General features: G+C 41.3%; 25 protein-coding genes. 9 read left to right on the forward strand and 16 right to left on the reverse strand.

From position 1 onward, the window contains the following. Positions 1 to 77: 77 nt before the first annotated feature. From Q0954_RS04115 to Q0954_RS04180, 14 genes are all read right to left on the reverse strand, one after another. Complete coding sequence (locus tag Q0954_RS04115) at positions 78 to 1,007, reverse strand: hypothetical protein (RefSeq protein ID WP_299453990.1); 930 nt, start codon at positions 1,005 to 1,007, stop codon at positions 78 to 80. A gap of 119 nt (positions 1,008 to 1,126) precedes the next feature. Then, positions 1,127 to 1,768: an acetyltransferase gene (locus tag Q0954_RS04120; RefSeq protein WP_299453992.1), complete on the reverse strand. Its 642-nt coding sequence runs from the start codon at positions 1,766 to 1,768 to the stop codon at positions 1,127 to 1,129. A 262-nt stretch (positions 1,769 to 2,030) separates the two neighbouring features. After that, complete coding sequence (locus Q0954_RS04125; protein ID WP_299453995.1) at positions 2,031 to 2,870, reverse strand: SDR family oxidoreductase; 840 nt, start codon at positions 2,868 to 2,870, stop codon at positions 2,031 to 2,033. A 383-nt stretch (positions 2,871 to 3,253) separates the two neighbouring features. Further along, positions 3,254 to 4,267 (reverse strand): SDR family oxidoreductase, encoded by a 1,014-nt coding sequence (locus tag Q0954_RS04130; protein WP_299453998.1) that lies wholly within the window; start codon positions 4,265 to 4,267, stop codon positions 3,254 to 3,256. Between the two features lie 114 nt (positions 4,268 to 4,381). Further along, complete coding sequence (locus Q0954_RS04135) at positions 4,382 to 5,593, reverse strand: retropepsin-like aspartic protease (protein WP_299454000.1); 1,212 nt, start codon at positions 5,591 to 5,593, stop codon at positions 4,382 to 4,384. A gap of 95 nt (positions 5,594 to 5,688) precedes the next feature. Then, positions 5,689 to 6,129 (reverse strand): lipocalin family protein, encoded by a 441-nt coding sequence (locus Q0954_RS04140; RefSeq protein ID WP_299454002.1) that lies wholly within the window; start codon positions 6,127 to 6,129, stop codon positions 5,689 to 5,691. A 23-nt stretch (positions 6,130 to 6,152) separates the two neighbouring features. Beyond that, complete coding sequence (locus tag Q0954_RS04145; protein WP_299454004.1) at positions 6,153 to 6,596, reverse strand: hypothetical protein; 444 nt, start codon at positions 6,594 to 6,596, stop codon at positions 6,153 to 6,155. Between the two features lie 37 nt (positions 6,597 to 6,633). Next, on the reverse strand, positions 6,634 to 7,122 hold the full coding sequence (locus Q0954_RS04150; protein ID WP_299454007.1) for a hypothetical protein: 489 nt from the start codon (positions 7,120 to 7,122) through the stop codon (positions 6,634 to 6,636). A 92-nt stretch (positions 7,123 to 7,214) separates the two neighbouring features. Then, positions 7,215 to 7,652: a lipocalin family protein gene (locus tag Q0954_RS04155; RefSeq protein WP_299454009.1), complete on the reverse strand. Its 438-nt coding sequence runs from the start codon at positions 7,650 to 7,652 to the stop codon at positions 7,215 to 7,217. A gap of 140 nt (positions 7,653 to 7,792) precedes the next feature. Beyond that, a complete protein-coding gene (locus tag Q0954_RS04160; protein ID WP_299454012.1) occupies positions 7,793 to 8,200 on the reverse strand; it encodes a hypothetical protein in 408 nt (135 codons plus the stop codon). A gap of 144 nt (positions 8,201 to 8,344) precedes the next feature. Next, the gene (locus Q0954_RS04165; RefSeq protein ID WP_299454015.1) at positions 8,345 to 8,755 is read right to left on the reverse strand and encodes a hypothetical protein; all 411 of its coding nucleotides are present in this window, start codon (positions 8,753 to 8,755) and stop codon (positions 8,345 to 8,347) included. Between the two features lie 151 nt (positions 8,756 to 8,906). After that, a complete protein-coding gene (locus tag Q0954_RS04170; RefSeq protein WP_299454018.1) occupies positions 8,907 to 10,322 on the reverse strand; it encodes a histidine kinase dimerization/phosphoacceptor domain -containing protein in 1,416 nt (471 codons plus the stop codon). A gap of 171 nt (positions 10,323 to 10,493) precedes the next feature. After that, positions 10,494 to 10,931, reverse strand: a complete 438-nt coding sequence (locus tag Q0954_RS04175) for a response regulator (protein ID WP_299454021.1) — start codon at positions 10,929 to 10,931, stop codon at positions 10,494 to 10,496. A 107-nt stretch (positions 10,932 to 11,038) separates the two neighbouring features. Further along, complete coding sequence (locus tag Q0954_RS04180) at positions 11,039 to 12,928, reverse strand: PAS domain S-box protein (RefSeq protein WP_299454023.1); 1,890 nt, start codon at positions 12,926 to 12,928, stop codon at positions 11,039 to 11,041. A gap of 496 nt (positions 12,929 to 13,424) precedes the next feature. Here Q0954_RS04180 and Q0954_RS04185 point away from each other — a divergent pair, with 496 nt between their 5' ends. Next, positions 13,425 to 13,688 carry a hypothetical protein gene (locus Q0954_RS04185; protein WP_299454025.1) on the forward strand — a complete coding sequence of 88 codons (264 nt, stop codon included), beginning with the start codon at positions 13,425 to 13,427 and terminating at the stop codon, positions 13,686 to 13,688. A 118-nt stretch (positions 13,689 to 13,806) separates the two neighbouring features. Here the strand turns inward: Q0954_RS04185 and Q0954_RS04190 are convergent, their stop codons facing one another. Continuing rightward, entirely contained in the window at positions 13,807 to 14,049 is a 243-nt protein-coding gene (locus Q0954_RS04190; RefSeq protein ID WP_299454028.1) for a hypothetical protein, read from the reverse strand. 253 nt (positions 14,050 to 14,302) lie between these two features. After that, a complete protein-coding gene (locus tag Q0954_RS04195) occupies positions 14,303 to 15,490 on the reverse strand; it encodes an aminotransferase class V-fold PLP-dependent enzyme (protein WP_299454031.1) in 1,188 nt (395 codons plus the stop codon). Positions 15,491 to 15,867: 377 nt separating this feature from the next. On the opposite strand from Q0954_RS04195, the gene Q0954_RS04200 reads away from it, so the two are divergent. The 8 genes from Q0954_RS04200 (at position 15,868) to Q0954_RS04235 (ending at position 26,060) form a co-directional block, all read left to right on the forward strand. Then, positions 15,868 to 17,508, forward strand: coding sequence for a pyruvate dehydrogenase complex dihydrolipoamide acetyltransferase (locus Q0954_RS04200; RefSeq protein ID WP_299454034.1), 1,641 nt, complete (start codon positions 15,868 to 15,870; stop codon positions 17,506 to 17,508). Positions 17,509 to 17,954: 446 nt separating this feature from the next. Further along, positions 17,955 to 18,218 carry a hypothetical protein gene (locus tag Q0954_RS04205; protein WP_299454037.1) on the forward strand — a complete coding sequence of 88 codons (264 nt, stop codon included), beginning with the start codon at positions 17,955 to 17,957 and terminating at the stop codon, positions 18,216 to 18,218. Between the two features lie 775 nt (positions 18,219 to 18,993). Beyond that, complete coding sequence (locus Q0954_RS04210) at positions 18,994 to 19,257, forward strand: hypothetical protein (protein WP_299454040.1); 264 nt, start codon at positions 18,994 to 18,996, stop codon at positions 19,255 to 19,257. Beyond that, complete coding sequence (locus Q0954_RS04215) at positions 19,244 to 21,532, forward strand: hypothetical protein (RefSeq protein WP_299454043.1); 2,289 nt, start codon at positions 19,244 to 19,246, stop codon at positions 21,530 to 21,532. Before Q0954_RS04210 ends, Q0954_RS04215 begins: the two co-directional genes overlap by 14 nt. Next, positions 21,532 to 21,921 (forward strand): hypothetical protein, encoded by a 390-nt coding sequence (locus tag Q0954_RS04220; RefSeq protein ID WP_299454045.1) that lies wholly within the window; start codon positions 21,532 to 21,534, stop codon positions 21,919 to 21,921. Before Q0954_RS04215 ends, Q0954_RS04220 begins: the two co-directional genes overlap by 1 nt. Before the next feature lie 74 nt (positions 21,922 to 21,995). Further along, positions 21,996 to 22,973 (forward strand): CHAT domain-containing protein, encoded by a 978-nt coding sequence (locus tag Q0954_RS04225; RefSeq protein ID WP_299454047.1) that lies wholly within the window; start codon positions 21,996 to 21,998, stop codon positions 22,971 to 22,973. 743 nt (positions 22,974 to 23,716) lie between these two features. Continuing rightward, positions 23,717 to 25,102: a Mur ligase family protein gene (locus Q0954_RS04230; RefSeq protein WP_299454050.1), complete on the forward strand. Its 1,386-nt coding sequence runs from the start codon at positions 23,717 to 23,719 to the stop codon at positions 25,100 to 25,102. A gap of 145 nt (positions 25,103 to 25,247) precedes the next feature. Next, a complete protein-coding gene (locus Q0954_RS04235) occupies positions 25,248 to 26,060 on the forward strand; it encodes a 3'-5' exonuclease (RefSeq protein WP_299454053.1) in 813 nt (270 codons plus the stop codon). The last annotated feature ends 571 nt before the right edge of the window (positions 26,061 to 26,631 follow it).

Raw genomic sequence — 26,631 nt, forward strand, 5'->3', positions numbered from 1 at the left:
TTTTTAAAAATACAAAAGGCAGGCTTTGCCTTATGCAAAACCTGCCTTTTGTTAAAAGCAAAGTATATCAACAGGGGTTATCGTATAGTAAACGAACCTGTTCCTATTCGTTCCCCTTCGGCGTATAGTTCTACAGTAAATTTACCTTTACCTAAGTCTTTGTTGGTATTTATATAATTAAACACCAGGGTTTGCTGCGAGTTGTCAAACAAAAAGCTTTGAGCCGCCGTGTAAGAAGTAGCGGTTCCATTCAACTTGAAACGCCCACCACCTACCGAGGGTACCAATGTTTGCCCGGTATCGTCTTTTAACAGCATCATAATAGACTTTTGCCCTATCTTAGCAGCCTTATTGTCAGCAAGGGTAAAATATATTTTCAACTTATCAATATTACGCTCTCTGTAGCTTCCCCCTCCTTTTTCTTTGCCCCTTCGGTTTACCCGGTTAATCGTGATATTTTCGGCTTTGAGCACCCCTGCTTTAGCGAAACGTTTTTTATATTGGTTAATCTCCTGTTTGGTCTTGCCTACCTGCTCAAGTACTTCGTTGTTTTTCTTACGCAAATCGGTCATTTGTTCGCTTTGCCGGGCTATAGTAGCCTTAAATTTGCGCATCAACGAATCTTTTCGGATCAATAACTCTTCGTAAGCGGCAATTTTGAGTTTATAATATTGCATTTGCTTTTGGGTAAAGGTTTTAGAAGCCTTCAGATTGTCTCTTTCTCCTTCTACCTCTTTCAACACTTTAAGCAATGAATCCTGGTATTTTTGATTTTCTTCACCATCTTGTTTAGAGCGGGCAATTTCCTGCTTCAAACGACGGGAAAGGTTGTTCAGGTTGGTTTCGTAGCTTTCTTTTTGTTGAGCTCTCAGCTTTTTTTGCTTATCTATTTCAGAGTTTTTATTCTGGATAATCATGTAAATGAGAACCACATTTAACAGTACCAATACCAAAATAAAACCTATTACAATTACGCGTCTTTTATCTTGTTTTTGTTCAGTAGTCATAAAGCTTAAAAGTTTTTTCTACTAACTCAGGTTAGGTTTATGTCCAAATAAATGTGCCTGTAAAAATAAGTGCACAAATCTACAATTTTTATTCTAAAATCAATCAAAAAGGCTATTCATTACTTCACCGCCTGTGCAGGGTTGCCAAATACAGTTTCACCTTCAGCTACATCTTTTATAACTACCGAACCAGCACCTATACGGGCATTTTTGCCTATTTTTATACCACTTACTACAGTTACGCCTGAACCAATAAAGGCACGCTCGCCTACTTGCACATTTGCACCTATGTTGCTACCTGCTCCTACTTGCACAAAGTCGCCCAACTGTGCCTTATAGTTTACTACAGCATTGGGTTGTATCAAACAATGATTGCTCACTTTTGCCTGACTGTTCACTACAGCCCCCATGTGTACAAAATTGCCATAGCCTATCTCAGCGGTAGCCGCAATCATTGATTGTGCGTGTACTGCATTGGCAGGCATGACCTTGCGACGGTCGTTGAGCATTTCTACGGTCGACTCGCGGTAGTCGTTGTCGTCAGACGCCACAAAAGCTGCGCATTTTTTACCAATTAATTTTAAAAAGCCATCATCGTCGGGATTACCCAACACGCTTACATAATTTATTTCGGTGCCGTGTAATTCTTCTTCTTCATCCAGAAAACCATACACTACTACGCCATTACTTTGAAAAGCATCTAAGGCAGCGGCACCCAATCCACCTGCGCCAAAAATAATTACAGGGAGTTTATCATCCATTGTACATGTATCAATTTAATAAGTTACAATATCCCTAAGGAATGGTACCAAAATAAATTTACATTCTTAACCTCATCTTTTGAGGCTATACTTTGTTAAAAAATAGCCGAATAGCGCTGCTATTAGCCGATTTTTTACCGCGTCTAGCAACAAAATATTTTAGCGTTACTATAGAAATTTATTTTTACACCATTCCTAAGCATTTTATTATCAAATACCTGGAGGGTATCAGTTGCAACTTAGATTTATATTTTAGTTAAAACTACACCGTTACGTCGGCCTTGTGCGAAGCGTCTTGAGTTTTTTTAAAGTCTTGCTTGGGCTTAAGATTTTTAGCCGCAATTTTTAGCCGTGTACCCAAAGGAATCAGCTTGCTTATTGCCAATATGAGTCGATTTATTCGTCCAGTTACTACTTGCGCTTTGCCTTTGAGCATTGCCTCTATAGCTTTGGGGGCTATATCTTCGGGGTTGAGGATAGATTTTTTTGCCAATCCTTTCAAGTCCTCATTACGGGCTTTGTTAATGGGGTTGGTATTGGTGCCACCAGGACACATCACCGTTACCGAAATGTTGGAGTCGGCAAGCTCGGTTCTGAGAGCACGGGTAAAGTTATAAATAAATGCCTTTGATGCCCCATATACTGCCTGATAAGGCACGGGCTGAAACGAAGACATACTGCCCAGGTTCATCAAATAGGCTTTGGGGTGTTTTTGTAGCTCAGGAATAAACAAACGATTGAGCAACACCAATGCGCGCATATTGAGCTGCATGAGTTTGTCAAAAAATTCGGGGCTGGCATAGTCGGCAAAAGCGCCTGCATAACCAAACCCGGCATTGTTGATGAGTATGTCTACTGCATACCCTTTTTGCTGTGTCCAAGTGTGCACCTCATAAGGGGCATTTTCTTGGGTAAGATCTACACCCAGGTATTCGGTTTTTACGTGATAGGTATCACGAATGTGTTGGGCGGTTTTTTCAAGTTGTGGGGCAGGTAATGCCACCAATAGTATATTCATCCCTCGTTTGGCACAATCTTCGGCAAGGGCTCGCCCTATGCCTTCGCTGCCTCCAGTAATGAGGGTATAAGTTTCGTTTTGCATTGTTTATTCAAGACTGTAAATAGTAGCAAGTAATTAGCTATAAGCTACAAGTATGATTGAGTTACTCGTTAGCCTGCAATTACTAGTGTTTATTAGTTGTGTTTTAAGTATGCAATACTCCGCATTGATTTTAGTCAAAGTTGGTTGCTGGTGATCAGTTATTGATAAATTTAAAAACTATTTAATTGGATGCTTAGACGTAAAGCCGAAACACTTTTAAAAATAAAGTAAGTAAATAGTCTTAATATAAAATACTGGTTTACAGCATTTAACAAAGTGAACATTTACTCGAATCAGCTATGGGCTATCGACTAAATACTATGGACTATTGAAGTATGACTAAGCACTTAAAATACAGCACATGATTGTTGGATGCCTGCCACTCAAGCATTTTGCGCCTGAGCGTTGTTGTTTTCCAGAGCGGCCAACCATTCCATTGTTTGTCGGATGCCTTCGTCCAATGAGGTAATTTCATACCCCAGTTCTTTTTCGGCTTTGGCGCTGCTCAATCCCCAGTGATAAGTGTATTTTTTGGCATATTTTGGTGTAATAAGCGGCTTCATGTTGAAAAGCTTGGCTTTTGCCAACTCAAAATTTGACACAATCATCATCAACCATACCGGAGCATTGATCAATTTGAGCTTTTTTGGGGCATACTTGCCCAATGTGTCAAACAATTGCTTGTAAGAGGCATTGATCCCGCCTATGATGTAACGCTCGCCTGCTCTTCCTTTTTCCATCGCCAGTATATGCCCGTTTACTACGTCATTTACATACACATAGTTGCCTAATTTGGTGCCATCGCCAGGGCTCATCTTCCATTTACCCTGGTAATACAACTGCATCAGGCGAGTAGCCGCGTTGCTTTCGCTCAACAAACCCGGACCATATACACGGGTAGGGTTTACAATAACAATGTCTTGTCCCTGGGCGGTCAATTCTCTGATTTTTTCTTCAGCTTCGGTTTTAGTACGCTCATAATGGTTAAAAAACTCAATGTTGCGGGGGGTGGCTTCATCTACGGGTTGGTCAGGGGTAGAAAAACCAAACACGCCTCCGGTAGACGTAAATACAGTACGTTGTACACCCGCTTTTTGGGCAGCTGCCAATACGTTCATCGTTCCATCTACATTGATATGGTCGTGCAGCTCTGGCTGTTTGGTAAACACTTTGGCGAAAGCCGCCAGGTGATAGGCTTGTTGGCAAGACGCCATAGCGCGGTCTATACTATGGCTATCCAGCAAATCACCCTCAAAAAATTTAATGTTGGGGTGTTGCAAATCCCCGGTTTGAGAAGAAGAGCGACAAAGCGCATGAATGGTGTGTCCTTGTTCGGCGAGTTTTTGGGCCAACAACCTGCCTATGTAGCCAGTAGCCCCTGTCATAAATATATTCATATTTCTAAATAAAATACCTCTGCTGAATTTTCTCAGAAATTTTCAGGGGGCAAAAGTAGGAAAAAGAATTATCAATAGTGAACAAAGGCTGTATAATCTGACCTTAGGCAAGGCTTACTTTTGTTTTTGCCACCAAAGCTTTGTGCCAAGCGGCTTTTTATGTAAGCTTATTTTTTTGCCATTTTTCAGTGTAATTTTTAATACCTTGATGTTGTAAACGTCAAAAAACCACTGGTAAAAACTACAATTATTGGTAAAGAAATTGGTCAGGGGCTGGCCATTGATTTGTACTACTTCATCGTTGAGTTTTACCCCTTTTGTTGAGGCATCGGAGGGCAAGTACAACGACCCTACGATAAGTTTACCTTTGACAGAACGCTTAAACAGGGCTCCCGTAACTGGTGGCCAAAGAGCTACAGGAGCCGTAGGAGTCCAAAGCATGCGCTTATGAGAGTAATCTATTTTTACTTGAAAGCTTTGCATAATACGATTGCCTATTTTTTTGTTTACATAGCGTCCAAGCTCTACCGGAACCTTCAATGGAGGCAAACTACCCACCTTCACCGAGTCAAGAGCAAGTACATAGGTGGTGTCGAGCCGGGTACCATACAAACCTTGGGTGGTGCCATCAAGCAATTTGGTAGAAGGCATACGCTTGAGCCACCCGGCTTGGAGCCCATCGCTTACCCTTAAGTCTAACCCTCCTGATGAACCAGCGTCAAACAATACATTTCGAATGGTTTTGCCCTTGATTTGCATATCAAAATAGATTCTTCCGGTACTTCCGGTTTTAAAAGCAAAAGATTTGGGGTTGTTTTGCAAGTGATAGGGCTGGTTGGTAAAAATTAATGTTTGCCGGGCATAGTCGATAGTCCAGTTGCAACGGGCTATGATATTGGTGCCTATAATGCCTCCTTCAGCAATACAGGGCAAAACAGAGGTACTGTCATAGTCTACTACCAGCCCTGCTATGTTTTTAAACTGTACTCCTCCCAGGGTAAAGTTTTGAATGTTTACCAGTTCAAGGGTTTTTCGCCGCTTGCGCGAATCGCCAACGTTCATTTTGGCACGTGGTTTTAGCCCAAGTTCTTGTACCACCTTACGCGACAACACGGTTACGCCTGCTCCTGTGTCCCAAATAAACCGGTAAGTACGTTGATTGTTGAGGGTGGCTTTTACCACTATCATACGCTTAGTGTTTACGTATTGTAGTTGTTGGGTAAAACCACTTGTTTGTACTTTAGCTTTACGAATCATACGAAACGCTTTGGGTGTACAGCTTGCTCCACAACAGCTAATGATCCACACAAAAATAAAATAGCGCATAGTTCAATGTTTTTTTGAGTTTGTTGTAGTGCTGGCGAAACATACAAAAGCCCTGACGGGACGCCAAGGCTTGAGGGTTTTTGTATATACTGTTTTTAAGCTGGTAACAGCACCAGTTCGGTGTTTTCGTCAATGCTTAGTACCACTTTGTTTGCGGTGAGGCTTTTGATGGTAATTTTTTGCTGTTTGCCCCGGTCAGATTTAATAAAAAGAACTTTACCGTCTTCTATCACTTTCCAGGTACCTACTTCGGGCTCGCCATCTTTTTCAAACACTATGCGGTACTTGCCGTCTGGCTTAAATTCATACACCATTTGGGCTGTTTTTTGGGCAATGCCTTGCTTGAGTTTATTTACGTGTTTTTTGCCCATTTTAGCATAATGCTGTTTTGCTCGTTTTTTTATCTCGGTTTCAGGGTCAAACGAAGGTTTCCACTTTTTGGCAAGGGTATTTTCGTATTGACTGGGACCACAGCTTAACAATAACAAATTGAAGCATACCATTAGGCATGCCTTCCACACATTCTTTCTTTTCATCTCGTTGTCTAATAATTCATGTTTTATTTAAAGGGGATGAGCGTCATAGTTTTGCCCAGCGAGTCACTGCCTATGGCCAGCGTAAGCTTGGCATTGGTAAGCTCCTTGATGTACAAAATAGAGCTTCCTCCTTTGCTGTCAGTCAGTAATAGCCTTTTACCATCTTCGGCAAACTCCCAAGAGCCTTTTTCACGCGACTGTGTTTTGTTGATAATGTATTTTTTATCTTTGGTAAACTCATAATATGCCTTGCTGTAAATGTCTTGCAACATTTTATCAAGTTCTTCCTGCTCTTCTTTTGTGTTTTTTTCGAGGTCTTTAGGGTCTAGCTGCGACGCTTTTTTTATTTCGTTGATGGAGGCAAACCGCCATTTATTGACCAACAATTTTTTAGTGTTGTTGCGTTCGCAAAAAGGCAACCAGGATACCAATAGAATACCCAACATACTTTTGATACTTAGAGACATAATTTAATGATTTAGGGAATGAACAAACAATAGTAAATCAGGCAGGTATCAGTACCAGCACATCCTCTGCGTCTTTTATCTTTAACTTTACTTTGCCAGGGGTAAGTACTTCTATGCTCAACTCGTCTTTTTGTCCTTGTGCCGAGTGTAAGATCAGTTTCTTAGCATCGCTACTCATTTCCCACTTTCCTTTACCGGGCACTTCGTCGGGTTTGGTAATGGTGTAAGTCTTATCTGCGTTGAACTCATAAAACGAGTTGTTAGCCGCGTTTTTCATTTCTTTAAGCTCAAATTCATCCAACTTTTTTTGCTGCGCTGGAGTATACATTTCGTCAAACGACTCTTTCCACTTTTTAGCAATCACTTGCTCAGGAGCTGCCTTTTGGTTGTCTTTAGGCGTTTTTTTCGTTTCAGTATTGCGGTCGTTGTCAGTCTGGGTGGCATCGTTGGCAGGCTTGCCCGCATTGCCACAACCCAGTAGCAAAAACATGTGGATAGTAAATACAATAATTAAAGTAGTTTTCATTGGTGTATTATTGAGGTTTTCGTTTCATCCCAAAGTTGACAGAAGTAGCGCAAAAAAACAACCCCTGACAGGTTTATCTCTTGAACTTAAATTTAATAAGGCTCAAGCACAATATCGGTTCTACGCATCCCGTAATCGGTTCCTACCCTTAATTGCTCATTGGTGAGCTTTTTCACAACCAACTTGAGTGCTTTACCATCGTCATAAGTAATCGTCAGCAGCTTTCTATCGGCACTTAGCTGCCACTTGCCCGTGTCTGTCCTGTTTTTGTGTATTTTCTCAAACCGTCCGTCTGCATGAAAATAATACTCTATTTGGGTAGCTTCGCGAATCTCTTCTTTTTTGTCATCGGATAAATTATCGTAAAACTGTCGCTCTTCGGCAGACATTGCCTCTACCTGTGCCTGGTGCGAAATTTTCCATTCACCCACTACAGTAGTTCTTTCTTGCTCGCTTCCTCCTGCACAGCTTTGTAGCCATCCCACAAGTGCAAGCATACATATCATCTCAATTTTGTAAAAATACGACATAGTTTATTTGGGTTTTTCACACTGGGTAAAAAATCACAACAACGAAAATTTAAACAGGTGCGTGTACAAAAATACAAAAACCATTTGAAACAATCGTTCAATGGTTTTTGCAAACAGTATTGAAAGGCATATATTCCCTTTTATTTTTTTGCTTTCAGGTACATGGGTTTACCATCTTTAAAATCAAGTACCAATTGGTTTTTTGTCAGTTTTTTAATGGTGACCCTTTTTACAAAACCTCCATCTTTAGTCATGAGCAACAGTTTGCCATCTGCTACTTTCCACCTGACCAATTCAGGACTGGAGGCTGCAGTCATAGTACCATCGGCTTCGAACTTGTAGGTAACCTGCTCACCTATCAGGTTTTTCATGGCTTTGGTCGACTCGGCAAGCTTGGCACGATCAGCTTCGTTTTTTAGCTTGGCATTGGCTTGTATAGCGTCCAGGTCTATTGTCCAGCTTCGGGCAATCAGTTCACTTTTATCGGCACAAGCCACCACCAGTAGCATTAAGGCAAGTATACAGGCACCTTTATAGATATATTTCATAAGGTCATTGTTTTTTATGGTGTAACATTGTTTAACAATAATGCTTAAATTTGGCTTAAAACACAAAAACCACCCAACAGTATTGTCAGATGGTTTGGGCACTAAAGGTTACATAATATTTTTATAAAAATGCTGCCCTTGTGTTTACTTTTTGGGCTTCAGGTATATTTTTTTTTCTTCCCCTTCTTTTGACAGTACCAGTTGTTCTTCAGTGAGCTTTACAATGTTCATTGCGCTTACTTCTTTGCCTTCTCCATCTAGTATTTTCACCTGGTTGCCTTCAATTTTCCACTTTCCGGCATTTGCTCCAATCACTTGTCCACCAGCTCTGAAGGTACCATCTGGTTTAAACTCAAAAAGCACCAGGTTCTCTGCCAGACCTTTGCCTATATCACCCAGCTTGTCTAATACCGATTTCTCCTTATTTTCGGCCTCAGCCTTCCCTGCGTTCAGGTCAATTACCCAGGCTTTAGCAATGAGCTTGTTTTTGTCTGCACACGAAGCCATCAAAACGACCAAAGTAAACATTAAAAGACCTTTTAATACATTTTTCATTATTTTTGATTGTTATAAGGAACGGGCAAAAAATAACTTTTCGTTTTTAAAGACGGCTTTTTCAACCTCGAAATAAGTTACTTATTTTTCCACCATTCCTAAATTAGAAATTTATTAAATACCTTGTCCAAAACGAAAGCGAAGCTACAAATTAATTTAAAGATTTTGCAGTAAAAACTAAAGTATAAGTCACTCCATTTTTGTTCTCTAGCGTAAGTTCTGCATTTAGCTGACTTGCCAGTAAATTAATGAGTTGCATTCCTAATGATTTTGGGCGTTTGAGGTCTGGAGTTTCCTGAAACCCCCTGCCGTTGTCACTGATTTTGAACACCACCTGATTGCGGGAGTTTTTATTAATGTTTACCTCAATGCGACCACCTTCTACCCCGGCAAAAGCATATTTAAACGAGTTGGTCATTACCTCATTGGTGATCAAGCCCATAGGCATAATGGTATCAATGTCAAGTTTGATGTTTTCTATGTCCAGGTCTATCATTACCTCGTACCCTCCATACAAGCCCGAAATCTGTCCTACCAGGTCTTTAAAATAATCGTCTACCGCAATACTACTTAAATCGTTAGAGGCATACAGTTTTTGATGCACCAAAGCTATAGAGAAGATTCGGTTTTGGCTATCTTCCAATATTTTTTTCATCTGGTCATCGTCCAAATACATCGCCTGAATGCTCAACATGCTGGCTATTACCTGCAGGTTATTTTTTACCCGGTGATACACTTCTTTCAGCAAAATATCTTTCTCCTCCAAGGAGGCCTTCAACTGCTGCTCTGACAGTTTTTGGTCGGTGATGTCGCGTAAAGAACCAAAAGTGCCTATAATGTTGTTGCGTTCATCGTACAAAATCTGGGGATTGATCTCAAACCACAACTCGCGGTCATCTTTTGCCTTAAAGCGTACCTCATAAGTTTTACCAATATTTTCATTATGCCATATTTTCTGATAAAGAGTAAATACCACTGCACGGTCGTCGGGATGTAAAAAATGAGTAAAAGGCTTTTGCAGACTTTCAAGGTTGGTATATCCGGTGATGGTTTCCCAGGCAGAGTTTAAAAAAGTAAATTCCCCATCTTCATTGGTCTGAAAAATGACTTCTCCGATATTTTCTACCACAAACCTGTAACGCTCTTCGCTGTGCTTGAGCTGCTCTTCGGCCAGTTGTTTTTCACGCTCTACCTCTTGGTTTTTCAAGGCATTTTTTATTGCCGAAGGCAAACGGGTCAAGCTATGCTTTAAGATATAATCATTGGCACCTTTTCTTATACAGTCTACAGCTACTTCTTCGGTTTGCGACCCTGTCACTAATATAAAAGGGATTTTATGCTCGTGTTCTGCCAATAGCTCCAGGGCTTCTATAGCATTGAGCTGAGGCATACTAAAGTCTGAAATAATAATGTCGGGTGCAAACTCCGAAATGTGGGTAATCAACTCTTCCCGAGTATCTGCCCGTTTTGCCACAAAATGTAGCTTTGCCTTGTGCAGCTCACGTTCTATGAGTTCAGCATCGTATACATTGTCTTCCAGTAATAGAATATGAAGGGCTTGATCCATGTTAGGTTAAGTTCAGTGAGGATAATATGTTTAAACCTGAGTTTACGGCTGCCAGCAGTAGTAAGCAATTAGCCATCAGTTACAAGTGTACTAAAACTACTCATAATACAATAATTACATACAGCAATTAGCTGTAAATCAGCACTTATTTTCAGCAATGCAACATTGGTTTTACTGGGTAGGCTGATTGCGTATCACCCAATACATGCCTACATCTACTACTGCTTCTACAAACTTGTCGAAAGCTACAGGTTTTACAATATAGCTATTTGCCCCTGATTTATAGCTTTCGGCAATGTCAGGTTCCTGGTTTGAGGAAGTAAGCATTACCACAGGAATCAGCTTGGTTTTGTCATGCGCCTTGAGCACCTTTAATACCTCCAAGCCATCTATTTTGGGCAGCTTTATGTCTAACAAAATCAACTTAAGGCTTGCCGGAAAAGGCTGTTCAGTATAGGCACCCCGCGAAAAGATAAAGTCAAGCGCCTCTTCGCCATCCAGTACATGATGAATTTTGTTGCAAACATTTTTGCGTTTGAGCGCTCTTATAGTGAGCTCTGCATCGTTTATACTGTCCTCTACCAACAGTATATCTGTTCCTGTGTTCATTGGTTCGTTCAAATAATAAATAAGTAAATTTGCATCACTGCCTGATAATCAGCTTTATTGAGCCCCTTCGAAGAAGTCTGCCCATCAGGTTGTAACCACCAACAACCCTACACTTGCTTTACTATGCTTTCGGGGGGCAAGGTAAAATAAAATTGTGTACCCTCATTTGGCACACTTTCTACCCATATTTTACCCTTGTTTTTGGTCACAATCCTATGTACAATTGCCAAACCTACCCCGGTGCCGGCAAACTCTTCTTTGCGGTGCAAACGCTGAAACACCCCAAACACTTTATGGGCATAGCGCATGTCAAAGCCTACCCCATTGTCTTTGATATAATAAGTACAAGTACCATTGATGTACTTTTGCCCTATTTCAATCGTTGGTGGACAACTATTTTTGCTAAACTTCAAGGCATTTGATATAAGGTTTATCCATAGCTGCTTTAGCATAGCCATATCGCTTTTGATATGGTTGAGCGGATAAACAGTAATCTGACTCTCGGTGTGTTCGCCCAGGCGCGTAAAATCATGTATAATCTCTTTGACCAATTCGCTCATATCAAAAGTATTTTTTTCCACTTCTTTACGGCTTACCCGCGAAAAAGCCAGCAAATCATCAATCAGCTCTGCCATTTGTTTACTATTATCAGAGATAATGCCCAGCAAACGTTTGCCCTCTTCATCAAGCACTTCGGCGTAATCTTCTGCCAGTATTTTCGAAAAACCATCAATAGAGCGTAAAGGAGCCCTTAGATCGTGTGACACTGAATAAGAAAACGACTCCATTTCTTTGTTGGCTGTCTCCAGCTCTTGGGTTTTCTTTATGAGCTGTTGCTCATTGCGTTTATTTCGGGTAATGTCGCGCCCCACCGCCTGATAACTCATCAACTGACCAGAGTTTTGATCAAAAATACCACAAAAACTCCAGTTGTGCCAGTGTATTTCCTGGTTTAGTACTATTCTAAAATCAAGGTTAACTATCTCGTTTTCGGGTGTAATAGATTTAACCGCCTTCTCAATTTTGTTGCGGTCTTCTTCGGGAATGGGAGGAAGCAAAGTAGTGCCTACCAGCTCGTCACACGTTTTTTTGAAATAATGACAATAGGCATCGTTTACAAAGGTGAGTTGCCCATCGGTGGTAAAACGGCAAACCAGCTCGGTTTCGGTTTGCACAATGGCTCTGTATAAGCGTTCACTGTTGAGCAACGCCTCTTCGGTTTGTTTGCGTTTGGTGATATTTTGCAGATGGCATATATAGTGTAAAGGAGCATTTTCGCGGTTTTTCACCAACGACATGCTCAATATAGCTGATACTACGCCCTGTTTTTGAGTAAGCAAACGTAGCTCGGTTTGGTAGTGCTTTTGCTCCGATTGCTCTATATGTTGCTGAATGGCGGCAAAGCTCAGGTGCCCTTCTTCGGGGTGCACAAAGTTATACAACATTTCTTCTATTAGCTCGTCTTTGTTGGCACTCAGCATTTTACACAACGACCGATTGACTCTAATGAGCCTACCCTGGATATCTACTAAGGCCATGCCAATGGGCGCAAACTCAAAGGCTCGCCGAAACCGAGCTTCGCTTTCTATAATATCAGTTTCATACTTCTTGTTTTTCGAAATATCTTTCGACACACAAAGTATCTCTTTGATCTCATGGGTTTTGGCATCTCTGATTACCTTATTCAAGGTTTTGAACCAAATAAATTCATGGTCTTTGCGGCGTATCCGGTATACAAAAGTAGTATAGCCTTCGTTTTGGTGCGCAATATCAAACTTGGTTTTCAACGAAGGTAAATCATCTGGGTGAACCAGGTCACACGGCATTTTACCTACCATTTCTTCGGGGCGGTACCCCAGCAAATGAAAACAACGGGGAGATACGTAAGAGCACTCTCCAGTAATGGTATGACGCGAAATAAGGTCGTTTGAATTGTCAGCAAGCAAGCGATAAATCAAACGCCCATCATTTTCTCCTTCTTGTAAGCTTGATTTCATATTGCCAGGGGTCTTTTATTCAATAAGATTTTTGTAGATCAATAGTGCTCATTCATTGTATACTAATTACACTCACTGGTGAGTGAATACTTTTAACACCCACAACTAAAGTGCCTGCTAATGCAAGGTTGTTTCAAAGAAAATTAAAAAAACGGAAAAAATCGTCCACCTAAAGATAAATCCTTGGGTTTTACCTAATTTTACCCAATAAATAATTAGGAAAACAGGTATATATGACGTTGGCATTCGTAAGAAATGAGAAAAACAGGTGGCCTATTACATCAGGTAAATACATGTACTTTTGCCTCCAGGCGAATATAAGCTCTTGAGATTTTACTCTTGCCACAGCATTTCTTTAAAATCTGGGGCTTCTAACCTGCACTATCAATCACAGGAAACCGCCCAAATTTCAGCTCTGAAAAGCGCAAAGAATGCCAGATTTTGACTAACTTCACTCAACAACCTATTGATTGATCAATACAAAACGATATATACAATGGCAAACCAACGCACAATACTTGATACTTTGATAGCAATGGTAAAGCAAGGCTACGAGATTGCCTCTATAGTGGGGAGCGAACTGGCAGCTAAAATTACCGAAATAGCCCAAATGCAAAACATAGAAGTGGCCGAAACTGAAATTATTCGCTTGATGCTGGAGTATGATATAGATGAGGAAGAAATAGCGCTCAACAAAGAGTTTCGCAAACTAGATATAGAAAGTGACTTAAGTAATCTTAAACGTAAAATGGGGAAGTAAAACACAATTGTATTCCTCCATTGCTTGATGGCTAAATTGTTTCGCAATGCATCGCACCACTATGCCGCAATTTAGCCATATAAACTTCCTCATTCCTGACACTTGTAAAGCCACATTGTTATCCAATCTTTTTTACTTTTTGAAATTTAGTGGTCGCATCTATCATTTTTACCCAGATGACCCTTTGGCCATTGGCGAGCGACTCATAATGTAGGTGCCCATCAACCTCCACTATTTTTGCCTCTCCCAAATCATAACGTAAGGCTTTTACAATATCGCCTTCCCGCAAAGGGCGTTGCTCAAGGTCTACCAACGGTGGTGCTTTTTTATTTTTCTTCTTTTTAAAAAATTTTCCAAACATGATATTATATGGTTATATAGAAACAACCAAAGACTACTCTTCCCAGTTTTTTTCAAAAGTACCGTCATCGCCTCAGCTCGTGTCTCCACGAGCTGATCGAAACCTTGAAAAACACTGTTCCCAGACGCTGTAATGAGGCGATTTGTGGAGACACAGACCGAGGCGAAAAAATAGTAGGGTAGAGTAACCAAAGACTACTGGTTATAGTCTTGGGCTGTTTTATTATGGGTAATTTAAGTTCACTTGTAGCTTATCACTCATTACTTGTGGCTACTTTCGAGCTAAGCACTTGCTCAAAACAAGTCAATAGCTTTTGAATGTCTTCCTCGTTGTTGTACACATGGCTCGATATTCTAATAGAGTTGCCCCGCACCGACACATACACTTTTTGGCTTGTCAAGAGGTCTTTTACTTGCGTTACATCTACTCCACTAGGCAAATGTACACCTATGATATGGGCTGCGCGATGATTTTCGTCCTCTATCCAGCAACCATGTGCTCTAAGCTTAACTACCAAGTCTTGAGTCAGTTTTTTGGCGTACGCCTGTATGTTTGCTACGCCCCACTCATTGATTTGAGCAATGGCGGCTTTGAGCATAGGAATGAGAATAAAATTGCTATGCTCGCCTACTTCGTAGCGTAGCGCCCCTTCCTGGTATTTTTCCTGGTAATTGACCAAGCCCGCAAAGTTCTCACTTTCGTGACGATTCATCCAGTTTTCTTCTATGGGGGTGCCTTGGTCAAAGTATTTGCCATAATAAGCCAACCCCAACGAGTATCCTCCCATCAACCATTTGTATCCGGCACACACCAAGGCGTCGGGCTGAATAGTGGCCACGTTGAAAGGCAAAGCCCCTACCGATTGGGTACCATCTATAATCAACAACGACTTGGTTTCGCGGGTACGCCGACGAATGGCCTCTAGGTCAAACAGGGTGCCATCTGCCCAATGTACATGCGCCATTGCCACTACTTTGGTTTGAGGGCTAATGGCAGCTAAGATGCGTTCGTTCCAGGTTTTTCCTCGTTGCTCGCTGGCTTCAGGCGGTGCCACTACTCTTATAGATAGTTCTTGCTCTTTGGCCAGCCTTTGCCATACATACACATTGCTCGGAAACTGTTCATCTATCAAAAGGATTTCGTCGCCTGGCTCAAAATCAATATTACGGGCGGCATTGGCTATGCCATACGAAACTGAGGGGGTGACTACAATACGTTGAGGATCGGTCACATTGATCAACCGGGCATACTCAGCACGTAAAGTGTCAGTGTCTTCAAAAAAGTGTCTAGGCAATACTTCATAAGGGCGGTTTTTTTGTTCAACTCCAGCTATTCCGGCGGCACTTACCACCTTGAGCGAAGGTGCCATATATGCATTGTTGAAGTAACTTATTTCGTTGGGTAACGAAAATAAATGTTTTTGACACGTAAGGTTTTTCATAAGTAATGATTGTTATGGTGTAATCAACATATAGTTGAATGGTTTGAGTCAGGTGAAACGTTTATAACTCAATATGGTACAAAATTGACCCAAATAAGCTGACAGAATATTAGTGGCTCTCATCCCCCTTTTTGGGCAAATGAAGGTAAGCAATTTATCAAAAATACTACAAATTGAATTTAAAAAAGAAAAATAGCACTAATGGCTCTTTATATTATTTTATTTCAACTGGTTTGATTCTCTCGAATCTGCCCAAAGCATTGCCCTGCTCCAAATTAATTTTGATTATGTGAATAATACGTTTATTTTTGACTTAAATAACAAAAATATCTACACAATCAACACCAGGTGCCTGGTTATAAATCAAATAAAATAATATGGCTCAAATCATCCACATGCCTAAAATGAGCGATACCATGGAAGAAGGGGTTATCGCCAAATGGTTAAAGAAAGTGGGAGACACTATACAAGAAGGCGACATCATTGCCGAGGTAGAAACTGACAAAGCTACAATGGAACTTGAATCTTACGACGAGGGTACTTTGTTGTACGTTGCTGTAGAAGACGGTGGCGTTGTTCCTGTAGATGGCTTATTGGCTATATTGGGAGCACCTGGCGAAGACTATAAGCCTTTGTTGGAAGAAAACGGAAACGGGCAGGCAAGTTCGTCTGCCACTGAATCTGCTCCTTCTGGTGAAACCACTAGTACTCCCACCACTACTGAAGTAACTGTAGACAACGCTACTGTGGTAACCATGCCTAAAATGAGTGACACCATGGAAGAGGGAGTGATTGTAAGCTGGCTCAAAAAGGTAGGCGACAACATTCAGGAAGGTGACATTATTGCTGAGGTAGAAACTGACAAAGCAACGATGGAACTGGAAGCTTATGACGAGGGAACCTTGTTGTATGTGGCAATAGAAGAAGGTGGCAGTGTAAAAGTAGATGGTTTGATTGCCGTAGTAGGCGAAGAAGGAGCCAACTATCAGGCATTGGTCGACCAGTTTAAGTCTGGTGGGAGTGCTCAGGAAGAGACCAAGTCTACTTCTGCATCGGTTCCTAAGCCTGCTACTTCAAACAATGGCTCGGCACCTAAAACACCTGCCCCTCCTAATAAAGCAGCTGCCCATGCCAGCAATAACAACAATAGCAATGGACGTGTCAAGATTTCGCCTTTGGCGCGTAAACTTGCCAGCGAAAAGGGCTACGATATTAGCCAGATTGAGGGAAGTGGCGATCACGGCAGAATTATTAAAAGGGACATTGAAAACTTTACTCCAGCAGCTCAACCTACAGCTCAGGACTCAGCAGTGGCAACCGCTCCTGTGGGCACCGAAAGCTACGAAGAGATCAATGTATCGCAAATGCGCAAGACCATTGCGAAACGCTTAGCAGCAAGCAAATTTACGGCACCTCATTTTTATGTAACCATGGAAATAAGAATGGATGCCATTATGAAAGCCCGCAAGCAGATCAATGCAGTAGCTCCAGTAAAGGTGTCGTTCAATGATATTATTATCAAAGCGTCGGCTTTGGCGATTAGAAAGCACCCAAAAATCAATGCTTACTGGCTAGAAGACAAGATTCGTTACAACAACCACATCCACGTAGGAATGGCAGTAGCAGTAAAAGATGGCTTGTTTGTACCAGTGGTTCGTTTTGCCGATAACCTCACTTTCTCGCAAGTAGCCACTACTACCAAAGACTTGGTAAGTAAAGCTAAAGACAAAAAACTACAACCTGCCGATTGGGAAGGGAGTACTTTCTCGGTGAGTAACCTGGGGATGTTTGGCGTAGAAGATTTTACGGCTATCATTAACCCGCCCGACTCTTGTATATTGGCAGTAGGAGGAATCAAACAAACGCCAGTAGTAAACGATGAAGGGCAAATAGAGGTAGGAAATATAATGAAGGTGACGCTATCGTCTGACCACCGCGTGGTAGATGGTGCTTTGGCAGCTTCATTCCTCAAAACATTGAAACAGATGATTGAAAACCCTTATATGATGTTGGTGTGATTTAGTTAGTAGTCGGGAGTTGGGAGTTGGGAGTGGCTGACGCACGCCACAAAATTGTCAATAAGACAGCAACATGGGCGACGAGCAACGGTACTGGCGCAGCCATCAAATAATGGCTAAGTAAATGGCATTGGGCTATGGTATCAAAAACGGCTGATTATTAGTTCTCAAGTTCAAGGGCTAACTTTTGGATAACAAAAAAAATCGTGTATATTTGTCTACCTGCTGTTTGTTTTTCCCAAAACACAACACAGGTACCCATAAGTTAGTTATTACTGATAAATAATGAGTTTAGTTTTTTTCATAGTGTTTCATAGGAAAACCACTTCTATATTGAAGTGGTTTTTTATTTGGTAGACACACAAATCACCCACCCCTTAAGTAAAACTACTAAAATAACCTGAGCCATTTGACTAATCTTGTAGCCCCAGACTTCTTGAAAAAATATGTCCATAGCTTTGGCTATGCAAATATTTTTTCAATCGCCTAAAACTAAAATATTGCACCAAATTAGCCGTTGGCAGAGCTCGGCACAGCAAAGCTGTAGCCATCGGTTTGGCTCATTTTATTTTTTCCGTTTTACTTATCATCAGGCAAACCTGATTAGTCATTCGCTTCATTGCAAATATAAGAAACGAGTGCTTAACCTGGTTGCCTGTTTGAGCGATCAATGCTATACTTTGTGGGCTTACTGCCACCACCCCAAATAACAAGAAGTCATTTGATGCCCTCTCTAAATATTTTTGTGAAATTTAATCGCCAATGCACTAGCCAAACAATATAACATACAATCTTCGCCAAATAAAAGTAATGCTTGGGCATTTTAGACTATTATTTTTTTTATAGATAAATTATTTGGCAAAACAGGAAAAACCTTCGTTTTTTCTTATTTTTTTGAAACCGTACACTTTTTTATAGCAGATAAGTCTTGATTTTTTTAATAGTTTTACAGCATAAAAATAGCTGCTAATCTGCTAAGTTGTAGAATAAAACCTGGTTTCGTTTCCCTCAGGCATCCGTTCATTTCCCCGAATCAAGTTCGGCTCGCAGCTCCGAGCTTGCCCTCGGAGGATCATGGATTTTCTTTAGCTAAAAAAACGAACCAAAAAAAGCTCCGAATCAAGTTCGGCTCGCAGCTCCGAGCTTGCTCTCGGAGAGTTCAAGCACCACCGCTGTAGTTTGTCTGGCTAAAATTTGTTCCATTACGCCGAACCGCAGGGCGAAGCCCAAGCTCTGCCTTTTCGGCTAAACAGCTCAAACATTCCCTCGTTCCTCGGTCAGTGATCTGTTTTTACGGCTTCATTTCTCAAATTTCCCCGAAGGCAAGTTCGGTTTACAACTCCGAGCTTGTACTCGGAGGATTTTCAACTTAACGCCCACAAACTAAGGCGGAAAGTAAAGACGCTGTTTTTCAAGCACTTTTGGTAATGATAAAATTAAACTCTACAAAAGTATTAGTAGTGAAAAATTAGTGTACGGTTTTGAATGATGTTAACAAACGCTGAAGATATGGCTTATTATGATAGAAAAATTCGCCAACACTTAGACAAGGGTTCAGCCTTTACTTCTTTCAAACGTTTGAGAAGTATTTTCATTAGGTCACCAGCAGATGACCACCCCTTCGCCTCCTTAGTTTTGAGGAGGCAAAAACCCTCAGTATTGAGGGCAAACCCTTTGCCCAAAGACGATACATTTGTTCATCAATATTACAATACATCACTTAACCTATTATTGAATGAACTTAGTTAAAAATCTTCAAAAAAATGAGGCAAAGGAAGTCCTCAACCAAGTAATCACAAACAACACTCCCCATCAGCAAAACAATGTGTCGGCAACTGGCAATGAAAACACCAGTTTTGGCGAAGTGGGCGGCGATGTAACCATTTATGCCGCTGGAATGCCTCAAGAAAAAGAAGTTTTTAAAGACCCTACCGAAAATTTCACCCTGCAAGAAAACGTGCAACCTTTGTATATGAACGAGGAGGCTTTGCAGCAAACCCTTGCCGAGATGTATCAAGAAAGAATTATTTTTTTGGGAGGCAAGTCGGGTAGCAATGTGGTGGCAACATTGCACAACATTATAAAAAAATATGAGCCTGATGCTCCTCAAGAACATCGTTGGTTATCGTTTTGGGGTAAAAACAACGCCCAACGCAACATTTACCTCGATTCGGTGACAGAAGAAGCCTTTCCCCAAAATGCCTTGGTAGCCATTGACATTACCAAAAACAAAGCGTCGGATACCTTTCTCAAATCTATAGTAGAAATGCCCGAACAAGGCGCCATTGAGATAAAAAATACCTTGAGGGCAAAAAACTTGACCATTATCTGCTATTTCAACGACACACGACAAGTACAAACGCTTACCAACCAAAAAAAGGGCAATTTTAGTTTTCATTTTTGGGATACTTCGCCCCCTATCAACACCATTCAAGAGTTTATATCAGCCTTTGACTACTCAAAGCTATACGACAAGAACCACTCTGTATTTAAATATATATTGTATGTAGCTACGTTTTTTCCTCGCACCAGCCCCAAAGAGTTTAAAAAAATAGTAGATGTGTTGTTGTCTGAAAAAAAGGACGAAATATTGGCAGATGCTACCCGCGAAATGAGCGACAAGGACGAAATACTCAAGCGCACGGAAGCCCTCAGGACCCGAAGCCTGCTTTATTTGTGGGAGCAACAAACCGACGATTTTTTCGAAGCGTGTGGGCTTGCCATAGAGCAAGAGAACGATTTGCAAAAGGTAGATTTTGTCGATGCTAGAGATAGGGAGGCTTACAAACATTATTTCAAAAGTAAAATGCCTTTTTTCTTGCTCGAACAGTTCGACAATTTGGTAAATTCTGGGTTGCCTTTTGCCCCCGATACCTCCGACCAAACCATTGAGTATTTTATCCAGATTTCTTGCGAACTTGCCAAAAACGATCCCCATTTTTACGGCACCAAACTACTGCACAAAGTATCAGGTCTTTTCAAGTCTTTTGCTACCAATGAAGACTCCCCAACCGACATAGTCTCTACCCTTCGCCTGTTTTTGGTGGAGCTTACTTATGCCATGCTCAAGCTAGACAATATGCTGTTGACCGAACGCATAGAGTTTTTCTTGTTCGAACACCTCGACTACCGCTATGAGATCAATAAAACCCCACGCAACTTGTTGGCAGACATTACTTTTGAGCTGAAGGCAATGGAAGGCTTTGACAAGTACCGTTGGATTGAACTGATGATGGGATTGGGCAAAAAAGAGACAAAAAACATAGCATATTATCTCTTGTTGAGGTTGGCAGACAGTTACCAAGAAAATCCCCAAGACTTGTACGACTTTCTTGAGGAAGGCATAGGCGAGTGGTTGCCCAAAAGCGAAAAAACAACCCCATGGGAACAAAAAGAGGCACAAACCAGCATCGAGAGCTATTCTCTTTCCTTCATTGTTGATTATTGGGGTTTTTATAAGCTCGATGAGTTTAACCTGCTCGCCCACGTCAACCCTCACCTCTTGGCAAGTTGGCTGTTTAACTCCAGGTTAGAAATAGGCTACCACAACCGATCTAAATATTTGCCCCTGAGAGACATCAAACACGATGGCAGCAAGCAGGGAAATGTATTGAGTGTTGATCAAAAAAACATTTGTCGAGTGATTGACAAAGCCCGTGCTATTCTGACCGAAGTTTGGTTTAGAAAACTCACCTCGCTAGAAACACCACAAGAACCAGTAAAGGGTAACAAGCCCGCCAGCCAAAAGTATGTAGAGTTGTTTGTGCAATATGCCAATCGGGAGCAAAAACTTGCCCTTATCGAGGGGTGGGAAAAGCAAATACAAGACTATAGCGTCCAAATTAGAAACTTGGATAGGCACGACAAGAAAAAACGAAAACAGCAAAGGCAAGAGATTCTGATAAAGCAAGAAAATTTGCGAGATTTAAAAGGGCAGTTTAGCAAGTTGGCGGGTGTAAACCTTACCTCAAAAAAAGGTTGCTTCCCATTGGTTGGTTTATTCGCAAAACTCACTGGAATGTAATGATGAAGGACATGAAAGAACCACTCGAAAGAATCAAACGTTTGGTAGGGCAAGGGCGTTTAGATACCGCCATTGGTGCGTTAAAAGAGCTATTGTTGGCGCACGATATGCTCAACGAAGCCATCCTACAATCGGGCAGGCTTACCTTGTTACAAAAGCAACTAAGGGAGGGAACTATAGATTGGAACGATGCCAGTATTACCCATGTAAACATCATGGAGGCTATTTTGGGTTTGGTAGATATAATGGAAGAAGAAGACTTGAAATTGCCCGAAAAGGCTAAAAATAAAAACCACGAGGCAGCCAAAACCGAAAACAATATACAAGTAACTGGAGACAGCAACATGGTTTTTGGGAGCGTGAAAGGAAACGTGAATAATCATAAATAACCCTTCTAGAGAACAATTTAAAACTTGCGTGATCATTTACGCAAGTTTTAATAAGCCCTTAAACCAACACCCAAATGAACAAAAACACCGTTATTTTTTCCGCTTTTGCCGATCCACACGAAAACCTGCCAAGCCTCAACAAAGAAAAAAACGCCATGCAAGACGAGTTAGCCTCCTTGGAGACTCAAGGAGTACTCAGGCACTTTAGTCGGTCAGGGCTAGACTTACCTGCTTATTTTGAATACCTGCAAAACTTGAAAAACCAAGTAACTATCTTTCACTTTGGAGGGCACGCCAACTGGCAAGGGTTGAGGTTGCAAGACAAAGCGGCTTTTTTTTACCCCTTGGCAAACGAGTTAAGCCAAAAAAATCCAACGTCGCTCAAGTTAATCTTTTTGAATGGTTGTTCTACCTATGCCCATGTAAACGCATTGTTTGATTTGGGGCTAAAGGTGGTGATTGCGGCAAAGGTGAATATAAGTGATGCAAAAGCGGCAAAATTTGCCCAATACTTTTATAAAAACCTAGCGAAGGGAGCTTCCATACAGGAAGCCTTTGCCAGTGCTCAAAACTTTATTGAAGCGGCTGAAGAGGTAAGCAAAAAAACACGATTGGCAGAAGCCCCCAAGCGATGGAGCAAGGTTGAGGACTCACCTCACGCAAAGCTCGAAGACGAAGGGTTTGATTGGGGGCTCTATTTTCTTGACGAACAAGCGCTAAATTTTAGGTTGGTTCAAGCACCCAACCACCAAGCAAATGGACAACCATCTGTCGAGCAACAAGCATTTTTGGCAGAAGAAATCAAGATAAAAAAGTGCCTCGACAAAGCTAAGTTGGAGAAAGCCCTGACGATGACTCAAGAGTTGTTGGTAAAACATAACTTGTATGATCAAGCCTACGAGCAACAAGTGATTATCACTTCTGGAAGTTATCACAGCCTAAAGCTCAATCATCATAAAGGCTTAGTCAATGAAAATGACTATAAACAGCAAGTGATTGACATCGCAAAAGTCATCAGCAAAATATTGGAGGAGGCAAAAGAAGAGCTTTAGAATTACGAACCTTATTTAATTACGAATGGCGCGAGGCATAGCTGTTTGTTGCTTTTGTTCAATTGCTGCGCTGCGCTTAAAAACTAAAGCGCGTGTGTCTTCGAGAATCGAGTTTCTAAATCCTCCGAGAACAAGCACGCCTGCTCTCCGAGTACAAGCTCGGAGCTGTAAGCAGAACTATATTCGTGTTTTTTCGAGTTAAAGCTTTGGCTTTAGGGTTGCATTTTCAGAATTTTGACTAAAAATCAAGTTTTGGAAATCAATACTCTGCAGTGATTTTAGTCAAAGTTGATTACTAACGATCAGGTGCTTATGAATTTAAAAACTCTTTAAATGCGTGTGTAGGTGTAAAACTGAAACCCACTTAAAAATAAGACGAGTATACAGGTTTATCATAAACTACAGGTTTTCAAGTGTTCACAAGGTAAACATTTACTCGAATCAGCTTCTAACTACGCTTTTTATAAGTTGCTAAAAATCAACGTGATAGAAAAAGTGTAGTTACATGTCAAACAGGGTGTACCTAGAACCTTGCACCTAGTCCCTAGAACCTTGTCGGGGCTATGGACTATTGTTATAAGAAAGCCCTACTTATTTTTAGGGGTTTCGAGTGCCCTTCGGAACAGTTAAAACAATGAGGGTATCACAAACTCCCGCATTGTCACCCGCCTCATTTATTTTAAAACCACTCGTCTATCGTGCAAACAAAAAATTCTTATATTTGAATTTCATTCTTATGGCACATGAGCAAAACAGTAAATAAGATACATTTTATTGCCATTGGTGGCAGCGTCATGCATAACCTAGCAATTGCGTTGCACCAAAGGGGACACCAGGTAAGTGGTTCGGATGACTATATTTTTGACCCTTCGAAGGGTAAACTTGCCCAACACGGCTTGTTGCCTGAAGAGTTTGGTTGGTTTCCGGAAAAAATCACCGATCAAACCGATTTTGTGGTGTTGGGCATGCATGCTCGCCCTGATAACCCTGAACTAAAAAAAGCCCAAGACATGGGTGTCAAAATATATTCTTACCCTGAGTACATCTACCAGAGTTTTGCTGACAAGCAAAGGGTGGTAGTGGGTGGCAGCCACGGCAAAACCACCATTACGGCCATGCTCTTGCATGTGTTTAAGTACCACGGTTTGCCTTGCGACTATATAGTGGGGGCACAATTGGCGGGCTATGACTCTACGGTAAAGATAACGGCTGATGCTCCTGTGGCCATTATAGAGGGTGACGAGTACTTATCATCGCCCATAGATCGTACTTCTAAGTTTTTGCATTATCGCCCGCATGTGGGTTGTATCACGGGTATTGCCTGGGACCATATCAATATTTTTAAGACTTTTGAAGCCTACACTCAGGTGTTTGCTCAGTTTGCCGATACTTTTGTAGAGGGAGGCAAACTGTTTTTTAATGCACAAGATCCAGAATTAGCTACTATTTGCAGCAAGCAAAGGCAAGGGCTCACCCAAACGCCTTACCAAGAACATCCCCATAAAATAGTAGATAACCAAACCGTATTGCTGACCGAACAACACGGGGAGGTAAAGGTAAAGCTGTTTGGCAATCATAACATGCAAAATTTGGCAGTAGCCAAGGCAATGTGCCTGCAGTTAAACCTGAGTGAAGCTCAATTTTATGAGGCGATTCCGTCCTTTATGGGGGCTTCGCGCCGAATGGAAAAGATTGCGGAAAGCAATGGCAAGGCGGTTTTCAAAGATTTTGCTCACGCGCCTTCTAAGGTAACGGCCACTACTCAGGCGTTGAAAAAGCAATACGCCAACCGGAACCTGGTGGCTTGCCTGGAGCTACATACTTTTAGTAGTTTGAATAAAGATTTTTTAGGACAATATCACCATGCTTTACAAGCGGCTGATACGGCAGTGGTGTTTTTTAATCCTGAGGCAATTGCGCTTAAGAAACTAGAGACTATTAATGCCGATGACATCAAGGCAGCCTTTGGACAAAGTAACTTGACGGTGTTTGATCAGTCAGCTCAATTGGTTGACTTTCTGCACGCTCAGTCTTGGGGTGCTACCAACTTGCTCATGATGAGTTCGGGCAATTTTGATAATTTAGACCTTAAGCTGCTGGCAGAGGAGATTGTGATAGCGGGGAAGTAATTAAATGATGGCTTTATGGTTCAATGGTTTTATGGTTTCGCGATGCGCTGCCCAAAGGCTAACAGCTAACAGCCAACAGCTAGAATAAAAAGGAATTAAATAAAAATCAACCTGAAGCAAACAAATCAGGTGAAGCTATAAATTTATGCAACATACACTCAACCTGAAAAACCCTTTGGTTTTTTTCGACTTAGAAACAACTGGTACCAATATCGCCAAAGACCGTATAGTAGAGTGGGCTTTTATAAAAGCGCTGCCTAATGGTGAAATTGAAAAAGATGTAAAGAAGATTAACCCTGAAATGCCTATTCCGATTGAATCTAGTTTGGTACATGGCATTTATGACGAACACGTAAAGGATGCACCTACTTTTAAGAGCATTGCCAAAAATTTGGTGAAGTTTTTAGAAGGTTGCGACTTAGCCGGCTACAACATTGTACGCTTTGATGTGCCTGTATTGGTAGAGGAATTTTTGCGGGTAGGGGTTGACTTTTCGGTGAATAACCGCAAGTTGGTAGATGCCCAAAAGATTTTCTTTATGATGGAGCCTCGCACGCTTACGGCGGCTTATAAGTTTTATTGCAACAAGAGCCTAGAGGATGCACACACTGCCGAGGCTGATACAATGGCTACGCTTGAGGTACTCAACGCCCAAATTCACCACTATGAAGGGGTAGAGATCAAAGACAAGGAAGGTAAATCTTTTGTGCCTGTACACAATGATGTAAACAAACTGCACGAGTTGGTTAACGACAAGATTGTTGACTTTGCCGGACGCATGGTGTTTAACGACAAGGGACAAGAGGTATTTAACTTTGGTAAGTTTAGAGGCAAGCCTGTAGAGTGGGTGCTGGAGCGTGAGCATGGTTATTATGACTGGATGATGAAGGGTGATTTTGCTTTGGATACCAAGCGTAAGTTGACTGAAATTAAGTTACGAAAGTTTAATAAGAAGTAGGTTAATTAGTTCATAGTTGGGAGTCCATAGCCTCTACAAGGTTCTAGGGACTAGGCGCTAGGTTCTGGGTACACCCTGTTCCATCGGCAACTAACAAATTCATAGTATGCTTATTTTCAGTGGCTTATGAATTTGTTAGTTAAAAATTAGGGTTGTACGAAGTTTTAAAAATCTTTGATATACAGGGATTTACATATAAATCAAGGTGTTAATTGTAGGGGCAATCCCTTGCTGTAATGCAATGGAAGTTCGCGGTTTATCGGAATGGTCGCCCTAGCAAAGAACAAAAATGAGCGTATACGCCACCTTTTAAAAGTGAAAACAACCTTTTTTTTGTCCGCTTTAACCTTGCAAAATACTTATTATCAATTGATTACAAGACTTCGTACACTCCTAGTTAAAAATTGGGAGTCGGCAGAGTTTACAGCTTCAAGTCCTTAGATACCGATGAATATCGGTGCTTTTAGTCTAAGGGCTAAACACCAATAACGAAACCAGGTAGGTGCTACCGACTCCTAACTAACAACTATAGGGCTTTCTTATAATAAAGTGAGAAACCTCTCGGAAGCTT

Origin of the sequence: uncultured Microscilla sp., assembly GCF_947493425.1 — a bacterium.
Lineage (GTDB): Bacteria > Bacteroidota > Bacteroidia > Cytophagales > Microscillaceae > Microscilla.